Genomic DNA, 20,514 nt, shown 5'->3' with positions numbered 1-20,514 from the left:
GGCTTTTTTTTTGGCTCGAGCGCAGCATTGCTGTGATAGGCTCAGGCTGTTTCACCTATTTTTTATGGGGTATTTATGGCCAAAAATTCGCGTTCTCAGTGGGTCGCTAAAAATCTACAGCGTTTGTTGAATCTCGGGTTGATTGTACTTGCGGCTATTTTGGTGGTCTTTCTGGTAAAAGAAACCATTCATTTGGGGCAGATGCTGTTTGTGAATAATCAGGAAACTTCATCCTATATGCTGATTGAAGGCATTGTGATTTATTTCCTTTATTTTGAATTTATTGCCTTGATTGTTAAATACTTTGAGTCTGGCTATCACTTCCCATTGCGCTATTTTATCTATATCGGGATTACCGCGATTATCCGGCTAATCATTGTCGATCATGAAAATCCAATTGATACCCTGATTTATTCAGCATCCATATTATTGCTGGTGGTAACTCTGTATTTAGCCAATACCGACAGGCTAAAGCGCGAGTAACCCTTCGTCCTTGGCGCTGCCGCGGTGTTAGCTACACTCTTGCACTCGAATCACTGGCTGATGTCAGCTCATCGGGATTTGTTCGTTTACTGCCTGGCTGTAACGACAATGACTTTGGGTTTTACTCATTGATAAAAAAGAAAAATGGCGGCCATTAAGGCCGCCTCAAAGACACAGTACCAGAGGGAAAATACAGCAAGTTAAGCAGCGGCATAATCAATATCAACGACATAAACGAACGAGAAATATTTAGCCCTTCACCCCACCGGCCGTTAGGCCACCCACCAACCAGCGCTGTGCCAGCAGGAAGACCGTGGTGATCGGGATAGCAGACAATACGGCTGCTGCGGCAAAATCGCCCCACAAATAGTTTTGCGGGTTCAGATACTGCTGCATACCTACCGCCAAGGTGTAGCTGTCCACATCGCGTAATAGCAATGAGGCGACCGGCACTTCAGTGATGGCAGCAATAAACGACAGAATAAATACCACAGCTAAAATAGGCACTGACAGTGGCAACAGCACCAGTCGGAAAGCTTGCCATGGAGTGGCTCCATCCAAGGCGGCGGCTTCTTCCAGTGAGTTATCAATGGTTTCGAAATAGCCTTTGATAGTCCAGACGTGCAGGGCAATCCCGCCCATATAGGCAAAAATTACCCCGCCATGGGTGTTCAAACCAATAAACGGCATATATTGCCCAAGGCGGTCAAACAAGGCATACAATGCCACCAGTGATAGCACCGCCGGGAACATTTGGAAGATCAACATGCCTTTCAGTAAGGTGCTTTTGCCGCGAAAACGCATGCGGGCAAAAGCGTAAGCACAAGTTGTGGAAAGCGAAACAATACCGATGGCGGTGATCACCGCGATTTTTATTGAGTTCCATAACCACAGCATCACTGGGAATGGCGGCGGCGTCACCGAACCATCGGCATGCGTCACACTCATGCCCAGAGCCAGCTTCCAGTGTTCCCAGGAGATTTGGTCTGGGATAAGGCTGCCGGTGGCGAAGTTACCGGGCCGCAGTGAAATGGCAATAACCATCAGCAGCGGGAACATAATCAGCGCGATAAAGCACAACATCAGAAAGTGAGTGCTTAATAGACGCAAACGCTGGGATTTAGGTTGAACCATGGCCATCTGCCTCTCCTCCTTAGTCAAAATTCATTTTGCTGGCTTTCAAATTCAGTATCGCGAGTGCGCCTACCAAAATGAAAATCAGAGTGGCGATAGCGGCAGCCAGGCCAAAGTCTTGTCCGCCGCCCCCTTCAAAGGCCACGCGATAGGTGTAGTTGACCAGTAAATCGGTATATCCCGCCGGGGTGCTGGTGCCAATCATATCCGGGCCACCGCGAGTTAATAACTGAATCAGCACGAAGTTATTAAAGTTAAAGGCAAAGCTGGCAATCATCAGCGGGGCCAGCGGCTTAATCAGCAATGGGAAGGTAATGCGGAAAAAGTTCTGGAATGGCCCAGCACCATCCATTGCGGATGCTTCATATAAGTCATCTGGAATGGCTTTCAGCAGCCCCATACATAAGATCATCATGTAAGGGTAACCGAGCCAGGTATTCACAATCAAAATCATGCTCTTGGCAGTGAGCGGGTCACTGAACCACTCCGGTTTGATGCCAAATAACTGATTGAGCATCAAGTTGATTTCGCCAAAGCTTTGGTTAAATAACCCTTTGAAAATCAATATCGAAATAAAGGATGGCACGGCATAAGGCAGAATCAACAGTACCCGATAGATAGCTTTGCCTTTCAGGGCCTCCCATTGCACTACGCAAGCCAATACCATGCCGACGGCAACCGTCAGAATGACACTCATGACCGAAAAGATAATGGTCCAAATAAAAATTGAGATAAACGGCTTTTGGATACCTTCATCTTGCAGCACCCTCAGGAAGTTTTTCCAGCCGATAGTGATGGTAAAGCCGGGGCTGAGTTTCTCGTTTTCCCACTGACCATTGGTATTAACGGCCTGATAAAAACCGACATCAAGATTTGGCCGATAAATCACGCCAGTTTGTTTATTAATCAATTCATTGCCATCAGCACCCAACTTATAAAGTGGGCTGGTTTCGGCGAATTGGCGCAGTGAACTCATGCGCAGCTCGCCGCCATTTGGCAGAACCGCGACCAGCCCGCTCAGTGCCTGGCGATTTTGGGTAATAATACGCAGTGAGGCTCGCTCACCGTTTTGTTCCGTGCTGGTTGGTGTGACTTTTATTTTTTGTCCGACAGCCTCATTTAAGCTGAAAGGCTCAGAAATGAGTAAGGTATTGTCATCAGGTGCCGTGAGCTGCAAGCGCCATTGGTCGTTGCTTGGATACAGACCAAAGGCAAATGTTTTACCGGTCTGGAATTGCCGGTCCATTAAGACGGATTGGGCGCGCTCAAAGGTGAGCTGATTGGTGCTGCTGTAGTTGGTAAAGGCAATGGCGATAGTGCAAATCAAGGGGAACAGAACAAACAGCCCCATCCCGGCGACTCCGGGATAAACATAGCGCCAGGCATAAGCACGGCGATTGGCAAAAACATACAGCCCCAGGCTCACCAGAATCAGTGTCACGATGGCAAAAAGATATTCACCCTGAGCATACATCAACATGATCAAATAGCAGGTGAATAGACTTAATGCGCCAATAATCAGCCATTTAAGGACGTCACTTTGCCACCAGGCAATCTTCTTTTTACGGCTTTGAAACTCGGTGTGGGATAACTGCATAATGGTCCCTTTCATACTCTTCGCACTTGATGTTACAGCGAGGTTAGCTGCATTCACTCACCCGAATCACTTACCTTGTGTAAGCTCATCGGGATTTGTTCATTGGCTGCCTTGCTGCAACATCAATTACTTTGAGTAATGTTACAGCAAGTATTCTCGAGGTATGGTGAATCTGTTATTTGACGATACGGGCGGCTGCGTCATTCAGGGCAGCTTCCACGGTTTGGCGACCACTGATGGCATTCAGCACCGCACTGCGGGTTGCGTACCAGAAGGCGGCCATTTGTGGAATATTCGGCATGATTTCGCCTTTGGTGGCGTTTTCCATGGTTGCCGCAATACGTGGATCTTTTGCCAGTTGCTCTTGGAAAGATTTCAGTGCAACTGCGCCCAGCGGTTTGTCTTTATTGACTTCAGCCAAGCCCTGGTCGGTCAGCAGGTAGTTTTCCAGGAACTCGGTCGCCAGTTCTTTATTCGGGCTGGCGGCATTGATACCGGCAGTCAGGACACCAACGAACGGCTTGGATGGTTGGCCGTGGAAGGTTGGCAGCAGGGTCACGCCATAATTGATTTTGCTCTTATCAATGTTGCTCCATGCCCATGGGCCATTGATGGTCATCGCTGTTTCGCCTTTATTAAAGGCCGCTTCCGCGATGGAATAATCGGTATCAGCATTGATGTGTTTGTTTTTCACCAGATCGACAATAAATTGCAGACCGGCTTTCGCACCGGCATTGTTCACGCCGACGTTTTTAACATCATAAACACCGTTTTCGAATTTGAAGGCATAACCGCCGTCAGCGGCAATGACTGGCCAAGTGAAGTACGGTTCTTGCAGGTTCCACATGATGGCGCTTTTGCCATTGGCACGCAGTGTTTTATCTAACGCTGGAATTTCTTCCCAGGTTTTCGGCGCTTCTTTCACCAGGTCTTTGTTATAAATCAGCGACAGTGCTTCTACCGCCACTGGATAACCAATCAGTTTGCCATTGAAACGAACGGCGTCCCATGTGAACGCGAACAGTTTTTCCTGGAAGGCTTTTGATGGGCTGATTTCTGCCAGTAAACCGGATTGTGCATAGCCGCCAAAGCGGTCATGTGCCCAGAAGATGATGTCTGGACCATCACCGGTTGCTGCGACTTGTGGGAATTTTTCTTCCAGTTTATCTGGGTGCTCGATAGTGACTTTGATGCCAGTATCTTTCTCAAATTTCTTACCGACTTCTGCCAGCCCGTTATAGCCTTTATCGCCATTGATCCAGATAACCAGTTTGCCTTCTTCAATTTTGGCAAAAGCAGAGGAAGAGAGCACCAGCGTGGTTAACGCTGAAAGGGCCAAAACACGTGCGGTCTTACCAATGCCGGATTTTGTAAAGCTGCTAGTCATAATCCAATCCTTTTATCCAATTTTGTGGGTACCGATTTTTACGCTGCCATATTGAGTCACAACCCGATACCCCATCATCCTCCCCCCGTCTACGCCCCCCTGTCGGTTATTGTGACCCAGTTAACACTGCTGCCTATTCTGTGGTGTCAGGCACAATAATGTAGGTCGAAATTTGCAGGCTGGATCACGTATTTGTATTTACAGTGGAACTTCTGCCCGCATTGGTCGTTCCCTCATCCTCCCATCTCCTCCCCCATGAAAAACTTTGTTACGGATGATTACCTAATAGTGCCACTCCCGCACTATCACCGTCATTGAAAAACAGCACCGTCATTGAAAAGCACCATTGAAACATTGCCATCAATAAAAGGGTGTTGTTCGGTTAATTATTACCCAGCCAGATCAATACGTTGAAGCGTTATGCAACGTGCAGCCCTATACTCAGGCCGCGACGTCGTCCGAGGCAACCAGGCTCAAAGCTTGACGGTACGGTGCGCTGCAAGAGAGTCATCAGGGGACTGGGAGTAATCGATGGGTCATGCCGGAATTTGCTTCCGCCATTTTTCTTCAGTCAGGTTCATATGAAAAGTTGTTTGCGTAAGCAAAGGAGTAACACATGGCTAATGTAACGCTGAGCGGCGTTTATAAGGCCTTTGGTGAGGCTGTGATTTCCAGAGATATCAATCTGGAGATCGATGACGGTGAATTTGTGGTGTTTGTTGGGCCATCCGGGTGTGGAAAGTCAACGCTACTGCGGATGATTGCCGGCCTTGAGGACATTACCTCAGGTGAGTTGTTGATTGGTGGTAAGCGGATGAACGAGGTGCCGCCGTCTGAACGGGGCATCGGTATGGTGTTCCAGTCATATGCGCTTTATCCCCATTTGTCAGTGGCGGAGAACATGTCCTTTGGCCTGAAATTGGCCGGTGTGAAGAAAGCCGAAATTAACCAACGGGTAAATCAGGTAGCAGAAGTGTTGCAACTGGCTCACCTGCTGGAACGGCGGCCAAAAGCACTGTCAGGTGGTCAGCGTCAGCGTGTTGCGATCGGTCGTACTTTGGTTGCAGAACCGGATGTGTTCTTGCTCGATGAGCCACTTTCCAACCTGGATGCTGCACTGCGAGTACAGATGCGCATTGAGATATCCCGGCTTCATAAACGCTTGGAACGCACCATGATTTACGTCACCCACGATCAGGTCGAAGCCATGACATTGGCCGACAAAATTGTGGTGCTGGATGCCGGCAATGTTGCGCAGGTAGGCAAGCCGCTTGAGTTGTATCACTACCCAGCCAATCGCTTTGTTGCGGGCTTTATCGGCTCGCCAAAAATGAATTTTTTACCGGTTAAAGTGACCGCCGTTGAGCCTCGCCAGGTACAGATAGAACTACCAAATCGCCAGCTAGTGTGGCTACCAGTGGAAGGTACTCAGGTTCAGGTTGGTGCAAATCTGTCTTTGGGTATTCGCCCGGAACATCTGCTGCCAAGCAGTGCCTCTGAAGTCACGCTGGAAGGCGAGATTCAGGTGGTAGAGCAACTGGGTAATGAGACTCAAATTCACATCCAAATCCCGGCAATACGTCAAAACCTGGTTTACCGCCAGAACGACGTGGTGCTGGTAGAAGAAGGTGCAACATTCGCCATCGGTCTACCGCCACAACGCTGCCATCTGTTCCGTGAAGATGGCACTGCCTGTAAGCGGCTGTACCAAGAACTGGGCGTCTAGTTACCACGGCGTCTGGTTTTGGAAAATGTAAAGCACGCATGCCGATAGGCAAATATAACAGGAGATTACTGATGACTACTCTGCGCAAGTTACCGATAGCACTGGCTGTTGCCGCTGGTGTCCTTTCCACTCAAGCTATGGCTGTCGATTTCCACGGGTATGCACGTTCTGGTATCGGTTGGACAGGAAGTGGTGGCGAACAACAATGTTTCAAAGCAACCGGTGCTCAAAGTAAATACCGTCTGGGTAACGAGTGTGAAACGTATGCGGAAATTAAATTAGGCCAAGAATTGTGGAAAGAGGGCGATAAGAGCTTCTACTTCGACACCAACGTGGCGTATTCCGTTTCACAACGTGATGATTGGGAATCCACATCACCGGCTTTCCGTGAAGCCAACGTGCAGGGTAAAAATCTTATTGAATGGTTACCAGGCTCTACTATGTGGGCGGGTAAGCGTTTCTATCAACGTCATGATGTCCACATGATTGACTTCTACTACTGGGATATTTCCGGCCCGGGGGCAGGTGTAGAAGCCATTGATTTGGGCTTCGGTAAGTTATCTATCGCAGCAACCCGTAACTCTGAAGCGGGTGGTTCAAGTGCTTGGATTGACAATCAGCGTAAAGACGCCGACCACACTGTCAACGATGTGTACGATATCCGTTTAGCTGGTTTAGAAACTAACCCAGGCGGTACATTGGAGTTTGGTGTGGATTACGGTCGCGCCAATCCTGAAGATGATTACGCGTTAGCACCGAATGCATCTAAAGATGGCGTGATGCTGACTGCTGAACATACCCAAAGCATGATGGGTGGCTTCAACAAATTTGTTGTTCAGTATGCCACCGACTCTATGACTTCATACAACAGCGGCCATTCACAAGGTACTAAAGTGGATAACAATGGCCATATGCTGCGTATTATTGACCACGGTGCCATCAATCTGGCTGAGAAGTGGGATCTGATGTACGTCGGTCTGTATCAGGACACTGACTGGGATAGCAACAACGGGACCACTTGGTACAGTGTGGGTGTGCGCCCAATGTACAAATGGACCAATATCATGAGTACCTTGGCAGAAGTTGGTTATGACAATGTTAAGTCACAGCGTACTGGCGACCGCAATGGTCAGTACAAACTGACACTGGCACAACAGTGGCAGGCAGGCGACAGCATTTGGTCTCGTCCGGCAATCCGCGTCTTCGCAACGTATGCGAACTGGGATGAGAAGTGGGGCTATAACAATGTGGACGGTAGTTTAGACCGTGGTATGGCGCAAAATGGCACCATTGGTACTGATAGCCGTGGTAAGAGCAATGAAGTGACCTTCGGTGCTCAATTCGAAGCCTGGTGGTAACAGCAATTTTTCAGCCGCCTACGGGCGGCTGTTTGCTTAACGCACCATAAAGCGACAACCCAAAAAGGTTATATATTGGTTAACTTTGCCGACCTTGCCTGGCACTGTTACGTATGAGGGTATAACAATGAAAAAGAATCTTCTGACACTCTGTCTGGCATTGGCTCTAGGGGTGACCACACCTTTGGCAGCTCAGGCCGCATCTACGATTTCTCCGGCGAATGTTTCCATCGCGCCGACCATTAGCACCGCAACATTACAGCAGTTGCCATGGCAGCCCTTAGTGCCGCCAGCAACTGAGGAAATTAAGCTCACTGCAGCTAGCCCACAAATTTCTCAAGGGAATATTGAAGGCGCGGTTGCCGCCTTTGCATTGCCCGCCGATCGTGGCTCAATGGAGATTACGCTCAGCAGCTTAGTGGCTGATAATCAACTATTTTCTCCGAGCGTATTAGTTTTAGATGAACAGATGCGCCCGGCGGCTTATTACCCGTCCAGCTATTTCACTTATGAAAAAGCGGGCATCATGGTCAATGACCGGCTGCAAGGGGTGATGAAACTGACCCCAGCCCTGGGCCAAAAACAGATCTATTTGCTGGTTTATACCACTCGTGAAGATTTAGCCAAGACCACTACATTGCTGGATCCGGCCAAAGCTTATGCTATGGGGGTGGGTAATGCGGTTCCAGATATCCCAGACCCTATCGCCAAACATACACCAACCGGCAACTTGAAGATTAAGGCAACTGCTGAGCAAGGTATGGGCAACATTATGATTGGCTTGATACAGCCAGCTGCGCAGTCGACTCCTGTTGTGGTGGGCAATGCAGCCCAACCGACAGCGGTAGCAGCACCAGCACCGGCAAAACCTGCAGAGCCAATGCTGAGTGAGACGGAAAACTACTTCAACCAGGCGATTAAAGACGCGGTGAAATCCGGTGATGTTGATAAGGCGCTGAAATTGTTGAACGAAGCGGAACATTTGGGCTCAACTTCAGCCCGAAAAACCTTTATTAGTAGTGTAAAAGGCAAGGGGTAAATCCCGGCACTGCTGAATATGGCTGGATGATTGGTGCGCTTTGGCGCACCTTTTTTCGTGGGATTTTATCATCGGTTACTGTGCATATATCTTGCGAGATTGGGTTGTGCTCGCGCTCCACACGGGTTATGTGCTTATTTTTGGTTTACCACACCGACCATAGCCCAATAGGCGTTACTCGTTACGCCGCCATTCGCATAACCTGTTTGGGGAGGAATATAAACGATAAATAAGGCTCTATCAGACAAATAATGGCGTCGGTATCGGTATCTTGGATCAGATGCCGAAGAGTCGTTGTTAACGATTCCTCCTTGTTCAGCTAATCAGTTAAAGGAATTGATTGATGTTGACGGAATCCCAACCTTGTTCATGGGCTGTGGTACAGCCGACTCCTTTTGCGGCACCATCGTGGTCTCCCCAAACTTCAGAAGATAATATCTCGTTGCTCAGCATCAGTTATCTGCTGGTTCAGCATACATTGCTGCTTGAAGAGAAAAGTGTGTCATTAGAGCAAGGATTGCCAATAAAGGTGAGCGCAAGGGATCACCGAGTATTAGAAAAAATAGCTAAGGAGTTACCCAACGTCAGTTCTACCGCGGATCCGGTATTCGGCCAAGCAATGCGGCTCATTGATCGCACCAGAGAATGGGATCAGAAAACGTGGACACAACAATTTCCAGAAATCAGTGATGCCAGTGTGGGAAGAATTGTAGACCTTTATCTACAACTTTATGATGTAGAAGGCATTGAACATACGAATGGTTTAGATAATTTATTACGTTTAAGGCCCGGATTAACTGCAGCTCAAGGATATGAAAAAGCGCGGGTCATCAGCCTGGAGCGCGACATACTTTTTAAGCTATCGCAAAAAGGCCTGACACTGTCCCAAGAAGAAAAATTGACCCCACTTACAGCCCTCAGCCTTACCTGGTGGCTGCACCAAGAGCATCAACCCACGCTAGCTGAATTATCCACAGCTGTTTATCTGCCTGAAAATAAAGAGCTCAAGATTCAGGCGACGATACTTTTTAACCTTTCCCATTATGGCAATCGCTATGGTGAAATAACACGGGTTCCTACTGCGGATTTGAATGATTGGGGAGTGAACCAACTCGGGGGGCCGAAGCAGCGGGTTTCCCGAGCCGCCCGAGCATTAAGGGCTATCCACGAAGGGATTAATGCCATACCGGCGAAAGTGACGTCGGATGAGGCTTATCTTGCTAATGGGTTTGCACCTAAAAATGCCCAAGGGCGCTACCTGAAAAGCCAGTCGTCAGAATTGCATTTGATGATTATCGCTGGATGCAGCCAGATTGGGTTTGATGCTTGTAGCCAACAAGATTTCACGCAATTTCTCGATCTTGAATATGCCGTCGGCAGTCTTGAATTCTCGCTCAAAAGTACGCTTAAGTTACATTATCAATTGCAAGGCAAAGCCCTTGATAAGTTGGAGGGTAAAAATGCCCGGCAACTGTATAATTTATTACTTCAAGAAGAAGAGCAAATGCGTCAATCCGGTGGGGGAGGCTACAGCCCAACGGTGATCTTCTTATCTCATTTTAGCCAATCTAATGCAGTCGAGCCTTTGACTTTAGAGCAAACGGCATGCGCATTAAAACGTATTGCTGGATCTATGGATATCTCCCATTTGCCTGAATCAGCTCAGATTACCTTTAATAGAATAAAACAATCAGCAGATTATATTATTGATAATAAAGACATTAATGATAATTTAATTGATATTGTGCGTGAAAGATTTGAGTTGGATCTTAAGGCATTAACTGCATATTTTGAGCCAAACCATTCCTTATATCCGCTGATGTCTTGCAGACCTTACAACACTGAACAAGAAAAAATAGAGCGGCAATTAGATTATCTTGATATGCGTCTAGCCTATCGCCATCGTCCTGCTGCTTTTGATGAGGATCAGGCGATAAGAGATATCCTGACGGAGAAGGGGGTAAAAAATATTGATGACACCCGGCAATATATTTACCGTCAAGATCCTCAGTTTGGCTTTTCGCAGAAGGAATATGGCTCACCGGTGAATGAATTTAAACGGCGTCGGGATGCTAGCAGCCACTTTGTTGCCAATATGTCGATGCCTGGCAACAATGGCCGGCCAATTAACGTGTTCGACACATTAGATGCAAAAAAAGCCGGATATTATGCCCAAATCAAATCTCATCCAGCCATCCGGGCGCAGGCCATTAAGACATTAATTGATGAAGGTCGGCGGCCAGAGGGCAGTGCGCTGCAAGATAAAATCAATAACCTTGCCAAGGACTACCAGCCAGAATCTGAGAACTCGCGTTTTTGGGGCAATGCCTGGACAACGCTGGAAAATGATTGGACTTGTAAGCTGCCAGTACCGAACCCCATGTGCACTATCGCCAGAGTAGAAGGGCCGTGCTACCGCAATGAAAAGGAGAATATGGCAGCAGGTATGACGGCAATGGTGATGGAAACAAGTTTGCTAAGGGGAATGGAAAGAGGGGTAGTAACGATAGAAAATGCCCCACAAGCTGTTGATCCCGTGTTGTCTCCCACTTTGTCGGCTGAGATAGACATATTAGAAGAGGCGATTGAGCCGAGCCGTCGTACCATCCAAAACCCGCATGGAAAACCCATTGAAGTGCAACGGATTGAACTTAAAGACTCTGCCTTGCCGCACAAGGTGCGTGAGGCTTGGGTCAGACAGGGAGGAGGCGGTGCTTATTGGGAGGTTGATATTGTCACCGGTCAAGAGTTGGGTATTGTCTTGAAAGATGGCCATCAATTTGTCAAACCGGGCAAGTTGTTGGGGGGCGGGCCATCTCAATCAAAAGGCTTACGTCCTGTTAAATTAGGCAAAAAAATCGGCAGTGGCAGGGCTGGGGAGGTCTATTTTGATGCTGGCAACCCAGGCTTTGTGTTAAAGAAATTGGTAGCACAAGATGAGGCTTTTATAACTGAAGTTCACACGAAAGAAGTTGAGTTTTTTAATCGGTACTATGGTGACGGTTCTGCGGACTTAGTTATTGATAAAAATCAATACTATATAAGAATGTATAGAGTGCCGGGGGACACACTGGCAGACATTACGAGCCATATTTTCCCACCCAATGCGAAAGAACAATTTTTAAGCATGATGGATGATTTGGGGTATTACAATATCATCCATCATGATTTGAACTTGCGTAATGTTTTATATGACAAAAAAACCAACACCTTTTACCCTATCGATTTTGATAATGCTCTCGATGGATATTACTCACCAAGAGATGCGAATTATGACGCTCAAAATCAAGGAGTGAGTATGAAGGTTAAAATTATCTTACAACAAATTGAAAAATATACTGAAAATTAGATTAAGGGATAATTTTACTAGTCTGAATAAAAAGGCAACCTAGTGCCGCCAGAACCTGATTCTGCGCTACAATGGTTCTCTATTTACTGATTCCAATTACCAATTGCGGGGATGGATGTTTTATCCTCGGCAGGGAGCGAGCCGCATGTCTACCGGCGATGCATCAATTTTAAAGCCTATCCACTGGTGTGCCATTGAACACCCGACCCTTCCTGCTAACATCGCCGATTGGCTGATGGAGTTGGGGTCGATGACCCGGCGTTTTGAGCAACATTGCCAACGGGTTCACGTCGAACCGCAACGAGAATGCTTTATTACGCGTAATGAGTTGGGAGAGGATGTGGAGCATTTGCCAATAAGTGAACGTTATTGGCTACGAGAAATCGTGCTGTGTGGTGATAATGAACCGTGGCTGCTTGGCCGTACCGTTATCCCCGAAGAAACCTTGTCTGGCCCTGATAGAGCTCTGGTGGATTTAGGGACATTGCCCCTCGGGCGCTATTTATTTGGTGGTGACAATTTAACCCGGGATTATATTCAAGTGGGGCGGCAGGATACCCTATGGGCGCGCCGTTCGTTACTCCGTCTGTCGGGTAAACCGCTGCTATTAACTGAAGTTTTTTTACCGGCTTCGCCGCTTTATACCAAATAATGTCGCTTCAGTAGTGTGATGTGGTGGTGAGATTTTGGAGACTGATAAATTGAAGGGAAGTACAGTTCAGAGCAAATGGCTGGCTTATTGCCGTTTGATGCGCATTGATAAACCCATTGGCTCATTATTACTATTATGGCCGACATTGTGGGCACTGTGGTTGGCGGGGCAAGGTATTCCCGAAACCAAGATCCTGATTGTCTTTGTGCTGGGCGTTTTTTTCATGCGCGCGGCCGGTTGTGTCGTCAATGATTATGCTGACCGACATATTGATGGTTTTGTGAAACGCACCGCATCCCGACCGTTACCAAGCGGCCTCATCAGTGAGAAAGAAAGTAAAATCCTGTTTGTGGTCTTGGTGTTATTGTCGTTTGGATTAGTATTAACGCTCAATAGCATGACCATATGGCTATCACTGGCAGCACTGGCATTGGCATGGGTTTATCCCTTTATGAAGCGGGTCACCCACTTGCCGCAAGTGGTACTGGGGGCTGCATTTGGTTGGTCAATTCCTATGGGATTTGCCGCCGTGAGTGAAAGTTTACCTCTGGCGTGTTGGCTGCTTTTGCTGGCCAATATCTGCTGGACGGTTGCTTATGACACTCAATATGCCATGGTTGATCGTGATGATGATTTGAAGATTGGCGTTAAATCCACGGCGATTTTATTTGGTCAGTATGACAAGCTAATCATTGGCTTATTGCAATTGGCAACCTTGGTGTTGATGGTGGCGATCGGTTGGCTGATGAATCTGGGTGGCGCGTTTTATTGGTCCGTCTTGCTGGCTGGCGCGCTCTTTGTACATCAACAGAAAATGATTGCCCAGCGTGAGCGCGACCCATGCTTTCGCGCTTTCCTAAACAATAACTATGTGGGTTTGGTGTTGTTCCTTGGCATTTTAGTGAGTTATATGTAAAAAAATGGCCAGATGATTTATCTGGCCATTATCTTCTTCATCTTATCCTGAAGGATTAATCTTCCGATTCATCCTCAGCCTTAGGGGCTGGCAACTGCTCGTTGGTTTCAGCCGGCATACTGACACTCTCTATTGTCAGTTTCACTTCCGGTGTCATCAACGCGCTCAGCATATTGTAAACTTCCAGCGTATGTTCCTGAATGGCATCACCGCTATCGCTGATATAGCCCTCTTCGCGCAAGGTGCCCACTAGGGTTGAGAACACGGCTTTATCGAAGAATTCCGGAGCATTAATCCCATGTAGCACGGACAAACGCTGCGCCATAATACGGCTCTCTTTCTCCAGTGCCCCACGATTGATACTTGGGTTAGCACTGAGTAATGACAGCGTAATCGCATAGCGTTGCAGTGTCTCACGCACACCTGCTGCCAATAATTGCAGAGGGCGAATACGGGCAGGATTTAGCACCAATTCATTCCCTTTATCGCAAATCAGCTGCTGGCGAGCCAGTTCATCAATTAAGGTATCTAGTGTTTGCGGCAGTTGCTCTTTGCTGTAATGCAGGAACAGCTCGGCTTTTAACATCGGATAAATCATGCTGATTTGGCGCAATAACTCAGCGCGAGTAATGCGGCGGTGGTACATCACCATACTGGCAATCAGCGACGGCAGCATCAGCAAGTGCTGGATATTATTGCGATAATAGGTCATCAGCACGGCTTGTTCCCGTGGCAGGATGATAATGTCACCAATATTATCTTTCTCCACCTCAAACTTATTCATATTCAAGGCGTGATTAAGTAACTCTTCCGGCGTTTTATCCGGCACAGTGACATCTTTCGCATAAGGCACATTGCGCATCAGTTGCAGATAGCAATCGAGCTGCTCAAGTAGCTGCTCGCGGGTTAGCGAGCGCTGACGTGAGGCTAACAATGCAGTAGAGCACAGGTTCATGGCATTTGCCGCCGCTGCATTGTTAATTCTGACCATAATCTTGCCGGCCAAGTCATTGACCGCCGGAGTCAGCCAGCTTGGGCGCTGTGCCTCGATGGGATCGATAGCATCCCGCCATTGCGGCACATTGGTGTTCAGATAAGCGGTTAGCGGAATTGGTTCACCAAAGTTGACGTAACCCTGACCAAGATTGCGCAATTTACGCAGGCCACGCACCATCTGCAACAGGTTTTCCTTCTCTTTGGTGGCTCCTCTCAGCTCTTTGGCGTAAGTGCCCACTTCCATCACATGTTCGTAGCCGATATAGATTGGCACTAAGGTGATTGGCCGTGAACCGCCCCGCAACATGGCTTGGATGGTCATCGACAGAGTGCCGGTTTTAGGCTCCAACAGGCGGCCTGTACGCGAGCGGCCACCTTCAACAAAGTATTCCACTGAGTAACCCCGGGTGAACAGTTCGCCCAGATATTCGCGAAATACGGTTGAATAGAGTTTGTTGCCTTTAAAGGTGCGGCGGATAAAGAAGGCACCCAAGCGACGGAAAATCGGACCGGCAGGCCAGAAGTTAAGGTTAATACCGGCGGCAATATGCGGCGGTACCAACCCTTGATGATAAAGCACATAGGAAAGCAGTAAGTAATCCATATGGCTGCGATGGCAAGGCACATAGACAATTTCGTGGCCATCTTGCGCCAATTGCCGCACACGCTCGGCATTATTGACGTTAATACCCTGATACAAGCGATTCCACGTCCAGCTTAATACCCTGTCAGACAGACGCACAGCTTCATAGGAGAAATCTGCGGCAATCTCTTCCATCAGCGTAATGGCATTTTGCTGTGCTTTCTCGTGGGAGATTTTCTTGGTACGTGCTTCATCTGCCACGGCTTTTTCAATCGCCTTGGATGCCAGCAGCTTTTTGAATAGGTCTTGACGATCCGGTAAGCTTGGGCCTACTGCGGCCAGGCGCTGGCGAGAGAAGTGCATTCGCGCGACTCGGGCCAACTTATGGGCGATAGTTTTATCGGTACCATGCTCGCTGGCCATTCGGCGCAATGATACTGTGGTTGAGAAACGGACAAAACTATCGCGGCCCAGCCACAATACGGCAAAGAATTTCTGCACGCCATTCAGCACACGCAGATGGGGTGTACCATGGCCTTCGCGCCCAGGAGAACGACCAAACATCACCGAGACTGGCAGCATTTGGATATCCAGCTCTGGATTATTACGGTGCAGATCCAGATAATCATGGAATAGTTTTACCGATTCCTGCTTAGGTGCGTAATAACGAAAGACCCTCGGGCCATTATCGATAAACACATGACTAGGCAGCTGTACACCATCTATTTCCAGTGGAATCAATGGGTCGGGCAGATCTTGTGCCTGACACTGTGCTCGCAAAGTCAGCAAATCGGCCTTAGAATTGTAAGGTAAAACGTACAGAATAGGACGAGAAGGGTCTAACCCTAACTCAGTCACAGGATCTGCCGGAATAACCTTGCTTTTTACCAACAATTTAAGTGGTAAATTCAGTAACTTATAATATATTTTACGCCAACCTGACATAACTACATGAAGCCTCTTGTTAGCAATTCGTCGCAAGGATACCAGAAACTGGTTTTGAGATCTGTGGTGATAAGACAACAGAAAGCGGCAAAAATCATCATTAACTTAAGATAAAGGCAATAAATCATGGCGAATCAATCAACAGGGCTAAGCCGAATCTATAAAGCGACCGGATATTCTGTGAAAGGCTTAAGTGCTGCCTGGAAAAATGAGGCGGCTTTTCGCCAAGAAGCCGTGGCTGCCATACTGGCTATCATACTGGCCTTCTGGTTGGATGTGGATGCTTTCGCGCGTATTTTATTAGTTGGAAGTGTGGTGTTAGTGATCATTGTTGAGGTGATCAACAGTGCCATTGAAGCTGTGGTCGATCGTATCGGCAGTGAATTTCATGAACTTTCAGGCCGGGCCAAAGATATGGGCTCTGCTGCGGTATTTCTTACCATTCTGTTAGCACTATTTATATGGGTAACTGTACTTTGGCAGCATGCTGGCTAGTGATGTTCCCCATAGCCACGATGGCGTTGAGCATAGCGAGTGACAGGATAAAAATAAGCTGTGATTAATCCCTGTTTTTATTCACTCTTTGGTTCCCTATACTGGCTTACCTGTATATACTCACAGCAAGACTGTATAAACAAACAGGGGGCGAAATGAAAGCACTTACTACCAGACAGCAAGAGGTTTATGACCTGGTGCGCGATCACCTATCGCAAACAGGTATGCCGCCGACCCGTGCCGAAATTGCGCAGCGTCTGGGATTCCGCTCTCCTAACGCCGCTGAAGAGCATTTAAAAGCACTGGCCCGCAAGGGTGTTATTGAGATTGTCTCTGGCGCTTCCCGTGGTATTCGTTTACTGATGGAAGAAGAGGATGGCTTGCCGCTGATTGGCCGTGTTGCCGCGGGTGAACCACTGTTGGCACAGCAGCATATTGAAGGGCACTACAAAGTAGACCCATCGATGTTTAAGCCAAGTGCAGATTTTCTACTGCGGGTGAATGGGATGTCTATGAGAGATATCGGCATTCTGGATGGCGACCTGTTGGCGGTGCATAAAACACAAGATGTGCGTAACGGGCAAGTCGTTGTTGCACGTATTGATGATGAAGTAACGGTAAAACGCTTGAAAAAACAAGGGAATATCGTACAGCTTCTACCCGAAAATACCGAGTTTCAGCCAATTATTGTCGATTTGCGAGAGCAAAGCTTTACTATCGAAGGGTTGGCCGTTGGTGTTATCCGCAATGGCGACTGGATCTGAGCCTAGCTGTTGATGTATACCCTTCTAACAAGGGGGGTATACAGTATATTGAGTTTCTCACCTATATATTTATCCTTATATTGATATTGAGAACAATCCGATAATAAGCTATTACTTACTGTTTTAACTGAATATTACTCTCCTTCATTTTTAAATCCTTGCCCAAATTATAGTGATTAATATTAGCTTGGCTTTAATTATTAGTCTCAGCTGCTATAGTTATTCATACGGTAAGCGAAATAACCTGATTTAATTTAAATTATGACTATGTATGACTATGTATGACTAATTTAAGTCAAGGTTGTTTATCAAGAAAGAATCTTTACCGTATTGAAATAAATAGACTGACTAATTCCAAGGTAACGGAGATATTATGAATAAAGATCAAGCCGATGGTAACTGGAAGCAGTTTAAAGGTAAAGTTAAAGAGAAATGGGGCAAGCTAACTGATGATGACCTTACGGTGATTGAAGGTAAGCGTGACCAGCTGGTGGGTAAGATCCAGGAGAAATACGGCTATCAGAAAGAGCAAGCCGAGAAAGAAGTTAAAGCCTGGGAAGACCATAGCAAATATCGCTGGTAACAGCGTTAAAGGGACTTAAACTGATATCTATATAAGTTAATCGGGTCTCTCACTTTATAGAATATATATTATTAAGTAGTAATATTAATAATGAGGGTATTCTATTTATTCCTGTTCTAATATCGATAGACACAAGGAAGTGTCTAATCTTATTTCTACCTTACCCTACGTATATTATTTGTACTCAAATTGTTAGTATTAAATTTTATTATTATAAATTTAATACTATGCTGCCGCCATTCGGACGACAGCCTAATCTTTATCGCCAGGGAACTATTTCTTTTTAGTCACAATAGAATGGTCATGATCACAATGATCGTGGCTTTCACAGGCTTCAACTTCCCCGCATTCAGCACATAGGCCATGAGCTTCCACCACACTATGGCGCAGTGTAAAACCTGATTGTTTCGCTAATTGTGCCAGCGCTTCTTCAATACCAACAGTGGTACGTTCAGTCACAATTTTGCAGCGGTCGCAGATAAATAGCGCCGAGGTATGAGAGGGTTCCTCAAAGTGATGACACAATACGTAACTGTTTGCTGACTCCACACGGTGAATAAACCCTTGTTCCAGCAAAAAATCTAATGCGCGATAAACGGTTGGTGGTTTGGCTTGTGGCTCAGATATGCGTAGCAAATCCAACAAATCATAAGCACTAATTGCTCCGGGTTGTTGTGCCATTAAGCGTAATACTTCAAGACGTTGCGGTGTCAGCCGGACGTTACGTTGTTGGCAAAGGCTTTCAGCCTGAGCAAGCAGCTTTTCCTGATTGATTGAGTTCATGGTTTCATCCCGCAGCGTTTGAATGGAACAGATTTTATCATATTTACGGTCTATCGCCGATAGATGAAAAAGTGCAGGGCAGCGGAGCGTCACAATTTTGGTAAGTGACAGGATAATCTCCCTTTTTATGGCACAACTATCACTCAGGCAGCCATAGCAAGGTTCTATGGTATAATCGCTCATTCCATCCCGTGGTCTTGTGTATTTAATAAGCAATACCAATGGGTAATTGATGCAGTAATAACCGATGAAATCACAGTAAATGCACCAAGCTCAGACTTTTTCCAGTACTCAGGCAGATAAGCCAGATTATCCCCTACAGCGTTTCTCCGTCGCGCCGATGCTCGATTGGACAGATCGCCATTGCCGTTACTTTCATCGTTTGTTAACCAAACAGGCGCTGCTGTATACCGAAATGGTCACCACCGGGGCGATTATCCATGGCAAAGCCGACTATCTTGCTTATAGCGAACAAGACCATCCGGTTGCCTTGCAACTTGGGGGTAGTGATCCGCAAGCCTTAGCCCATTGTGCCAAGTTGGCGGAGCAGCGCGGCTACAATGAAGTAAACCTGAATGTCGGTTGCCCTTCTGATCGGGTGCAAAATGGCCGTTTTGGGGCCTGTTTGATGGCTGAAGCCAGTCTGGTTGCGGATTGTATTAAAGCCATGCGTGATGTGGTTTCTATTCCGGTCACGGTGAAAACCCGTATTGGGATTGACCAATTAGATAGCTATGAGTTCTTGTGTGAATTTGTGCAAACCGTAGCGGAACGTGGCGAGTGTGATATTTTTACGATCCATGCCCGTAAAGCTTGGCTTTCAGGGTTGAGTCCGAAAGAGAACCGTGAAGTCCCGCCACTGGATTACGAGCGGGTTTATCAGCTCAAACGTGACTTCCCAGCGCTGACTATTGCCATCAACGGCGGTGTCAAAACATTGGCTGAAGCCAAAGAGCATCTTAAGTATCTCGATGGTGTGATGATGGGGCGTGAAGCCTATCAAAACCCCAGCATTTTAACGCAAGTGGATCGCGAGCTCTTTGATCCCAATGCGCCGGTGGTTGATAGCGTTAAGGCTATCGAAGCACTTTATCCTTATATCGAACAGGAATTGTCGCGTGGTGCTTATTTGGGTCATATAACTCGGCATATCCTTGGTATTTTCCAAGGGATCCCCGGTGCGCGCCAATGGCGTCGTCATTTGAGTGAGAATGCACATAAGCCCGGAGCAGATGTTTCCGTGGTAGAACAGGCGCTGGCTCTGGTGACTCGTCCACAACACAGTTCGCTGTAGGAAAATTCACTATAAATTAGTCAATTTAGCCATGCCTGCCCGTTTTCTGGCAGGCTGTGTTTTATCTATAGCTTGTAAATTCAATCTGTTAACCTTATTTTCAGGTTGGCACGTTTCTTGTAATACTCCTAATAAAGCCCCTGTTTAGATGTAATGCATGGGAACAAACAATTATTAAGGAGCCAACCATGTTCGAAATTCTCTTTGTTATCGGCTTTTTTATCATGTTGATGGTGACCGGTATTTCTCTGTTGGGCATATTCGCCGCTTTGATGGTCGCCGCTGCTTTTATGATGCTGGGTGGGTTATTCGTGATGATGATTAAGCTGTTGCCATGGTTGATTCTGGCTGTCGTCGTGGTCTGGATATGGCGTTCGATGCAAAAACCTGTTGTAAGGCGTTACTGATTATTTTGTTTTCTTGCGGGAAC

General features: G+C 47.1%; 17 protein-coding genes and 1 pseudogene. 13 read left to right on the top strand and 5 right to left on the bottom strand.

Annotated features, from left to right (window positions below; all coding sequences use genetic code 11):
• Positions 1–75 precede the first annotated feature (75 nt).
• Entirely contained in the window at positions 76–483 is a 408-nt protein-coding gene (gene psiE, locus DJ58_RS10770; protein ID WP_004711234.1) for a phosphate-starvation-inducible protein PsiE, read from the top strand.
• A gap of 249 nt (positions 484–732) precedes the next feature.
• Here psiE and malG read toward each other — a convergent pair whose 3' ends face one another.
• The 3 genes from malG to malE all read right to left on the bottom strand — a co-directional run bounded on the left by malG (position 733) and on the right by malE (position 4,601).
• Positions 733–1,623, bottom strand: a complete 891-nt coding sequence (malG, locus tag DJ58_RS10775; protein WP_004711233.1) for a maltose ABC transporter permease MalG — start codon at positions 1,621–1,623, stop codon at positions 733–735.
• 13 nt (positions 1,624–1,636) lie between these two features.
• Positions 1,637–3,214: a maltose ABC transporter permease MalF gene (gene malF, locus DJ58_RS10780; RefSeq protein WP_032911624.1), complete on the bottom strand. Its 1,578-nt coding sequence runs from the start codon at positions 3,212–3,214 to the stop codon at positions 1,637–1,639.
• 175 nt (positions 3,215–3,389) lie between these two features.
• Positions 3,390–4,601 (bottom strand): maltose/maltodextrin ABC transporter substrate-binding protein MalE, encoded by a 1,212-nt coding sequence (malE, locus tag DJ58_RS10785; RefSeq protein WP_004711229.1) that lies wholly within the window; start codon positions 4,599–4,601, stop codon positions 3,390–3,392.
• 385 nt (positions 4,602–4,986) lie between these two features.
• Here malE and DJ58_RS23895 point away from each other — a divergent pair.
• From DJ58_RS23895 to ubiA, 7 genes and pseudogenes are all read left to right on the top strand, one after another.
• Positions 4,987–5,202, top strand: a pseudogene (locus DJ58_RS23895) (hypothetical protein).
• Between the two features lie 15 nt (positions 5,203–5,217).
• A complete protein-coding gene (gene malK / locus DJ58_RS10790) occupies positions 5,218–6,327 on the top strand; it encodes a maltose/maltodextrin ABC transporter ATP-binding protein MalK (RefSeq protein WP_004711228.1) in 1,110 nt (369 codons plus the stop codon).
• A gap of 68 nt (positions 6,328–6,395) precedes the next feature.
• Positions 6,396–7,685: a maltoporin gene (locus tag DJ58_RS10795; protein WP_204365713.1), complete on the top strand. Its 1,290-nt coding sequence runs from the start codon at positions 6,396–6,398 to the stop codon at positions 7,683–7,685.
• 127 nt (positions 7,686–7,812) lie between these two features.
• Positions 7,813–8,724, top strand: coding sequence for a maltose operon protein MalM (malM, locus tag DJ58_RS10800; protein ID WP_004711224.1), 912 nt, complete (start codon positions 7,813–7,815; stop codon positions 8,722–8,724).
• Positions 8,725–9,067: 343 nt separating this feature from the next.
• The gene (locus DJ58_RS10805) at positions 9,068–12,073 is read left to right on the top strand and encodes an OspG family effector kinase (RefSeq protein WP_004711222.1); all 3,006 of its coding nucleotides are present in this window, start codon (positions 9,068–9,070) and stop codon (positions 12,071–12,073) included.
• A gap of 145 nt (positions 12,074–12,218) precedes the next feature.
• Positions 12,219–12,725 (top strand): chorismate lyase, encoded by a 507-nt coding sequence (gene ubiC / locus DJ58_RS10810; protein ID WP_004711220.1) that lies wholly within the window; start codon positions 12,219–12,221, stop codon positions 12,723–12,725.
• 49 nt (positions 12,726–12,774) lie between these two features.
• Entirely contained in the window at positions 12,775–13,641 is an 867-nt protein-coding gene (gene ubiA / locus DJ58_RS10815; RefSeq protein WP_032911631.1) for a 4-hydroxybenzoate octaprenyltransferase, read from the top strand.
• A gap of 55 nt (positions 13,642–13,696) precedes the next feature.
• Here ubiA and plsB read toward each other — a convergent pair whose 3' ends face one another.
• A complete protein-coding gene (gene plsB / locus DJ58_RS10820; RefSeq protein ID WP_004711217.1) occupies positions 13,697–16,165 on the bottom strand; it encodes a glycerol-3-phosphate 1-O-acyltransferase PlsB in 2,469 nt (822 codons plus the stop codon).
• 126 nt (positions 16,166–16,291) lie between these two features.
• Here plsB and DJ58_RS10825 point away from each other — a divergent pair, with 126 nt between their 5' ends.
• From DJ58_RS10825 to DJ58_RS10835, 3 genes are all read left to right on the top strand, one after another.
• A complete protein-coding gene (locus DJ58_RS10825) occupies positions 16,292–16,660 on the top strand; it encodes a diacylglycerol kinase (RefSeq protein WP_004711215.1) in 369 nt (122 codons plus the stop codon).
• 155 nt (positions 16,661–16,815) lie between these two features.
• Complete coding sequence (gene lexA, locus DJ58_RS10830) at positions 16,816–17,424, top strand: transcriptional repressor LexA (protein WP_004711213.1); 609 nt, start codon at positions 16,816–16,818, stop codon at positions 17,422–17,424.
• Between the two features lie 373 nt (positions 17,425–17,797).
• Complete coding sequence (locus DJ58_RS10835) at positions 17,798–18,007, top strand: CsbD family protein (protein WP_004391853.1); 210 nt, start codon at positions 17,798–17,800, stop codon at positions 18,005–18,007.
• Positions 18,008–18,280: 273 nt separating this feature from the next.
• On the opposite strand, the gene zur is transcribed toward DJ58_RS10835, so the two are convergent.
• The gene (zur, locus tag DJ58_RS10840) at positions 18,281–18,790 is read right to left on the bottom strand and encodes a zinc uptake transcriptional repressor Zur (RefSeq protein WP_032911630.1); all 510 of its coding nucleotides are present in this window, start codon (positions 18,788–18,790) and stop codon (positions 18,281–18,283) included.
• 262 nt (positions 18,791–19,052) lie between these two features.
• Here zur and dusA point away from each other — a divergent pair, with 262 nt between their 5' ends.
• A complete protein-coding gene (gene dusA, locus DJ58_RS10845; RefSeq protein WP_004711209.1) occupies positions 19,053–20,084 on the top strand; it encodes a tRNA dihydrouridine(20/20a) synthase DusA in 1,032 nt (343 codons plus the stop codon).
• A gap of 188 nt (positions 20,085–20,272) precedes the next feature.
• Positions 20,273–20,491, top strand: a complete 219-nt coding sequence (gene pspG, locus DJ58_RS10850) for an envelope stress response protein PspG (protein ID WP_004711207.1) — start codon at positions 20,273–20,275, stop codon at positions 20,489–20,491.
• Positions 20,492–20,514: the final 23 nt, after the last annotated feature.

This window comes from Yersinia frederiksenii ATCC 33641 (assembly GCF_000754805.1).
GTDB classification, from domain to species: Bacteria; Pseudomonadota; Gammaproteobacteria; order Enterobacterales; family Enterobacteriaceae; genus Yersinia; species Yersinia frederiksenii.
This window is presented reverse-complemented; position numbering and strand designations above follow the sequence as displayed.

Excerpts from the sequence above, each read along its gene's own strand:
- malE (WP_004711229.1), bottom strand. The coding sequence starts at position 4,601 with ATGACTAGCAGCTTTACAAAATCCGGCATTGGTAAGACCGCACGTGTT.
- pspG (WP_004711207.1), top strand. The coding sequence starts at position 20,273 with ATGTTCGAAATTCTCTTTGTTATCGGCTTTTTTATCATGTTGATGGTG.
- DJ58_RS10825 (WP_004711215.1), top strand. The coding sequence starts at position 16,292 with ATGGCGAATCAATCAACAGGGCTAAGCCGAATCTATAAAGCGACCGGA.
- plsB (WP_004711217.1), bottom strand. The coding sequence starts at position 16,165 with ATGTCAGGTTGGCGTAAAATATATTATAAGTTACTGAATTTACCACTT.
- dusA (WP_004711209.1), top strand. The coding sequence starts at position 19,053 with ATGCACCAAGCTCAGACTTTTTCCAGTACTCAGGCAGATAAGCCAGAT.
- DJ58_RS10805 (WP_004711222.1), top strand. The coding sequence starts at position 9,068 with ATGTTGACGGAATCCCAACCTTGTTCATGGGCTGTGGTACAGCCGACT.
- DJ58_RS10835 (WP_004391853.1), top strand. The coding sequence starts at position 17,798 with ATGAATAAAGATCAAGCCGATGGTAACTGGAAGCAGTTTAAAGGTAAA.
- malM (WP_004711224.1), top strand. The coding sequence starts at position 7,813 with ATGAAAAAGAATCTTCTGACACTCTGTCTGGCATTGGCTCTAGGGGTG.
- malK (WP_004711228.1), top strand. The coding sequence starts at position 5,218 with ATGGCTAATGTAACGCTGAGCGGCGTTTATAAGGCCTTTGGTGAGGCT.
- lexA (WP_004711213.1), top strand. The coding sequence starts at position 16,816 with ATGAAAGCACTTACTACCAGACAGCAAGAGGTTTATGACCTGGTGCGC.
- malF (WP_032911624.1), bottom strand. The coding sequence starts at position 3,214 with ATGCAGTTATCCCACACCGAGTTTCAAAGCCGTAAAAAGAAGATTGCC.
- zur (WP_032911630.1), bottom strand. The coding sequence starts at position 18,790 with ATGAACTCAATCAATCAGGAAAAGCTGCTTGCTCAGGCTGAAAGCCTT.
- malG (WP_004711233.1), bottom strand. The coding sequence starts at position 1,623 with ATGGCCATGGTTCAACCTAAATCCCAGCGTTTGCGTCTATTAAGCACT.
- ubiC (WP_004711220.1), top strand. The coding sequence starts at position 12,219 with ATGTCTACCGGCGATGCATCAATTTTAAAGCCTATCCACTGGTGTGCC.
- psiE (WP_004711234.1), top strand. The coding sequence starts at position 76 with ATGGCCAAAAATTCGCGTTCTCAGTGGGTCGCTAAAAATCTACAGCGT.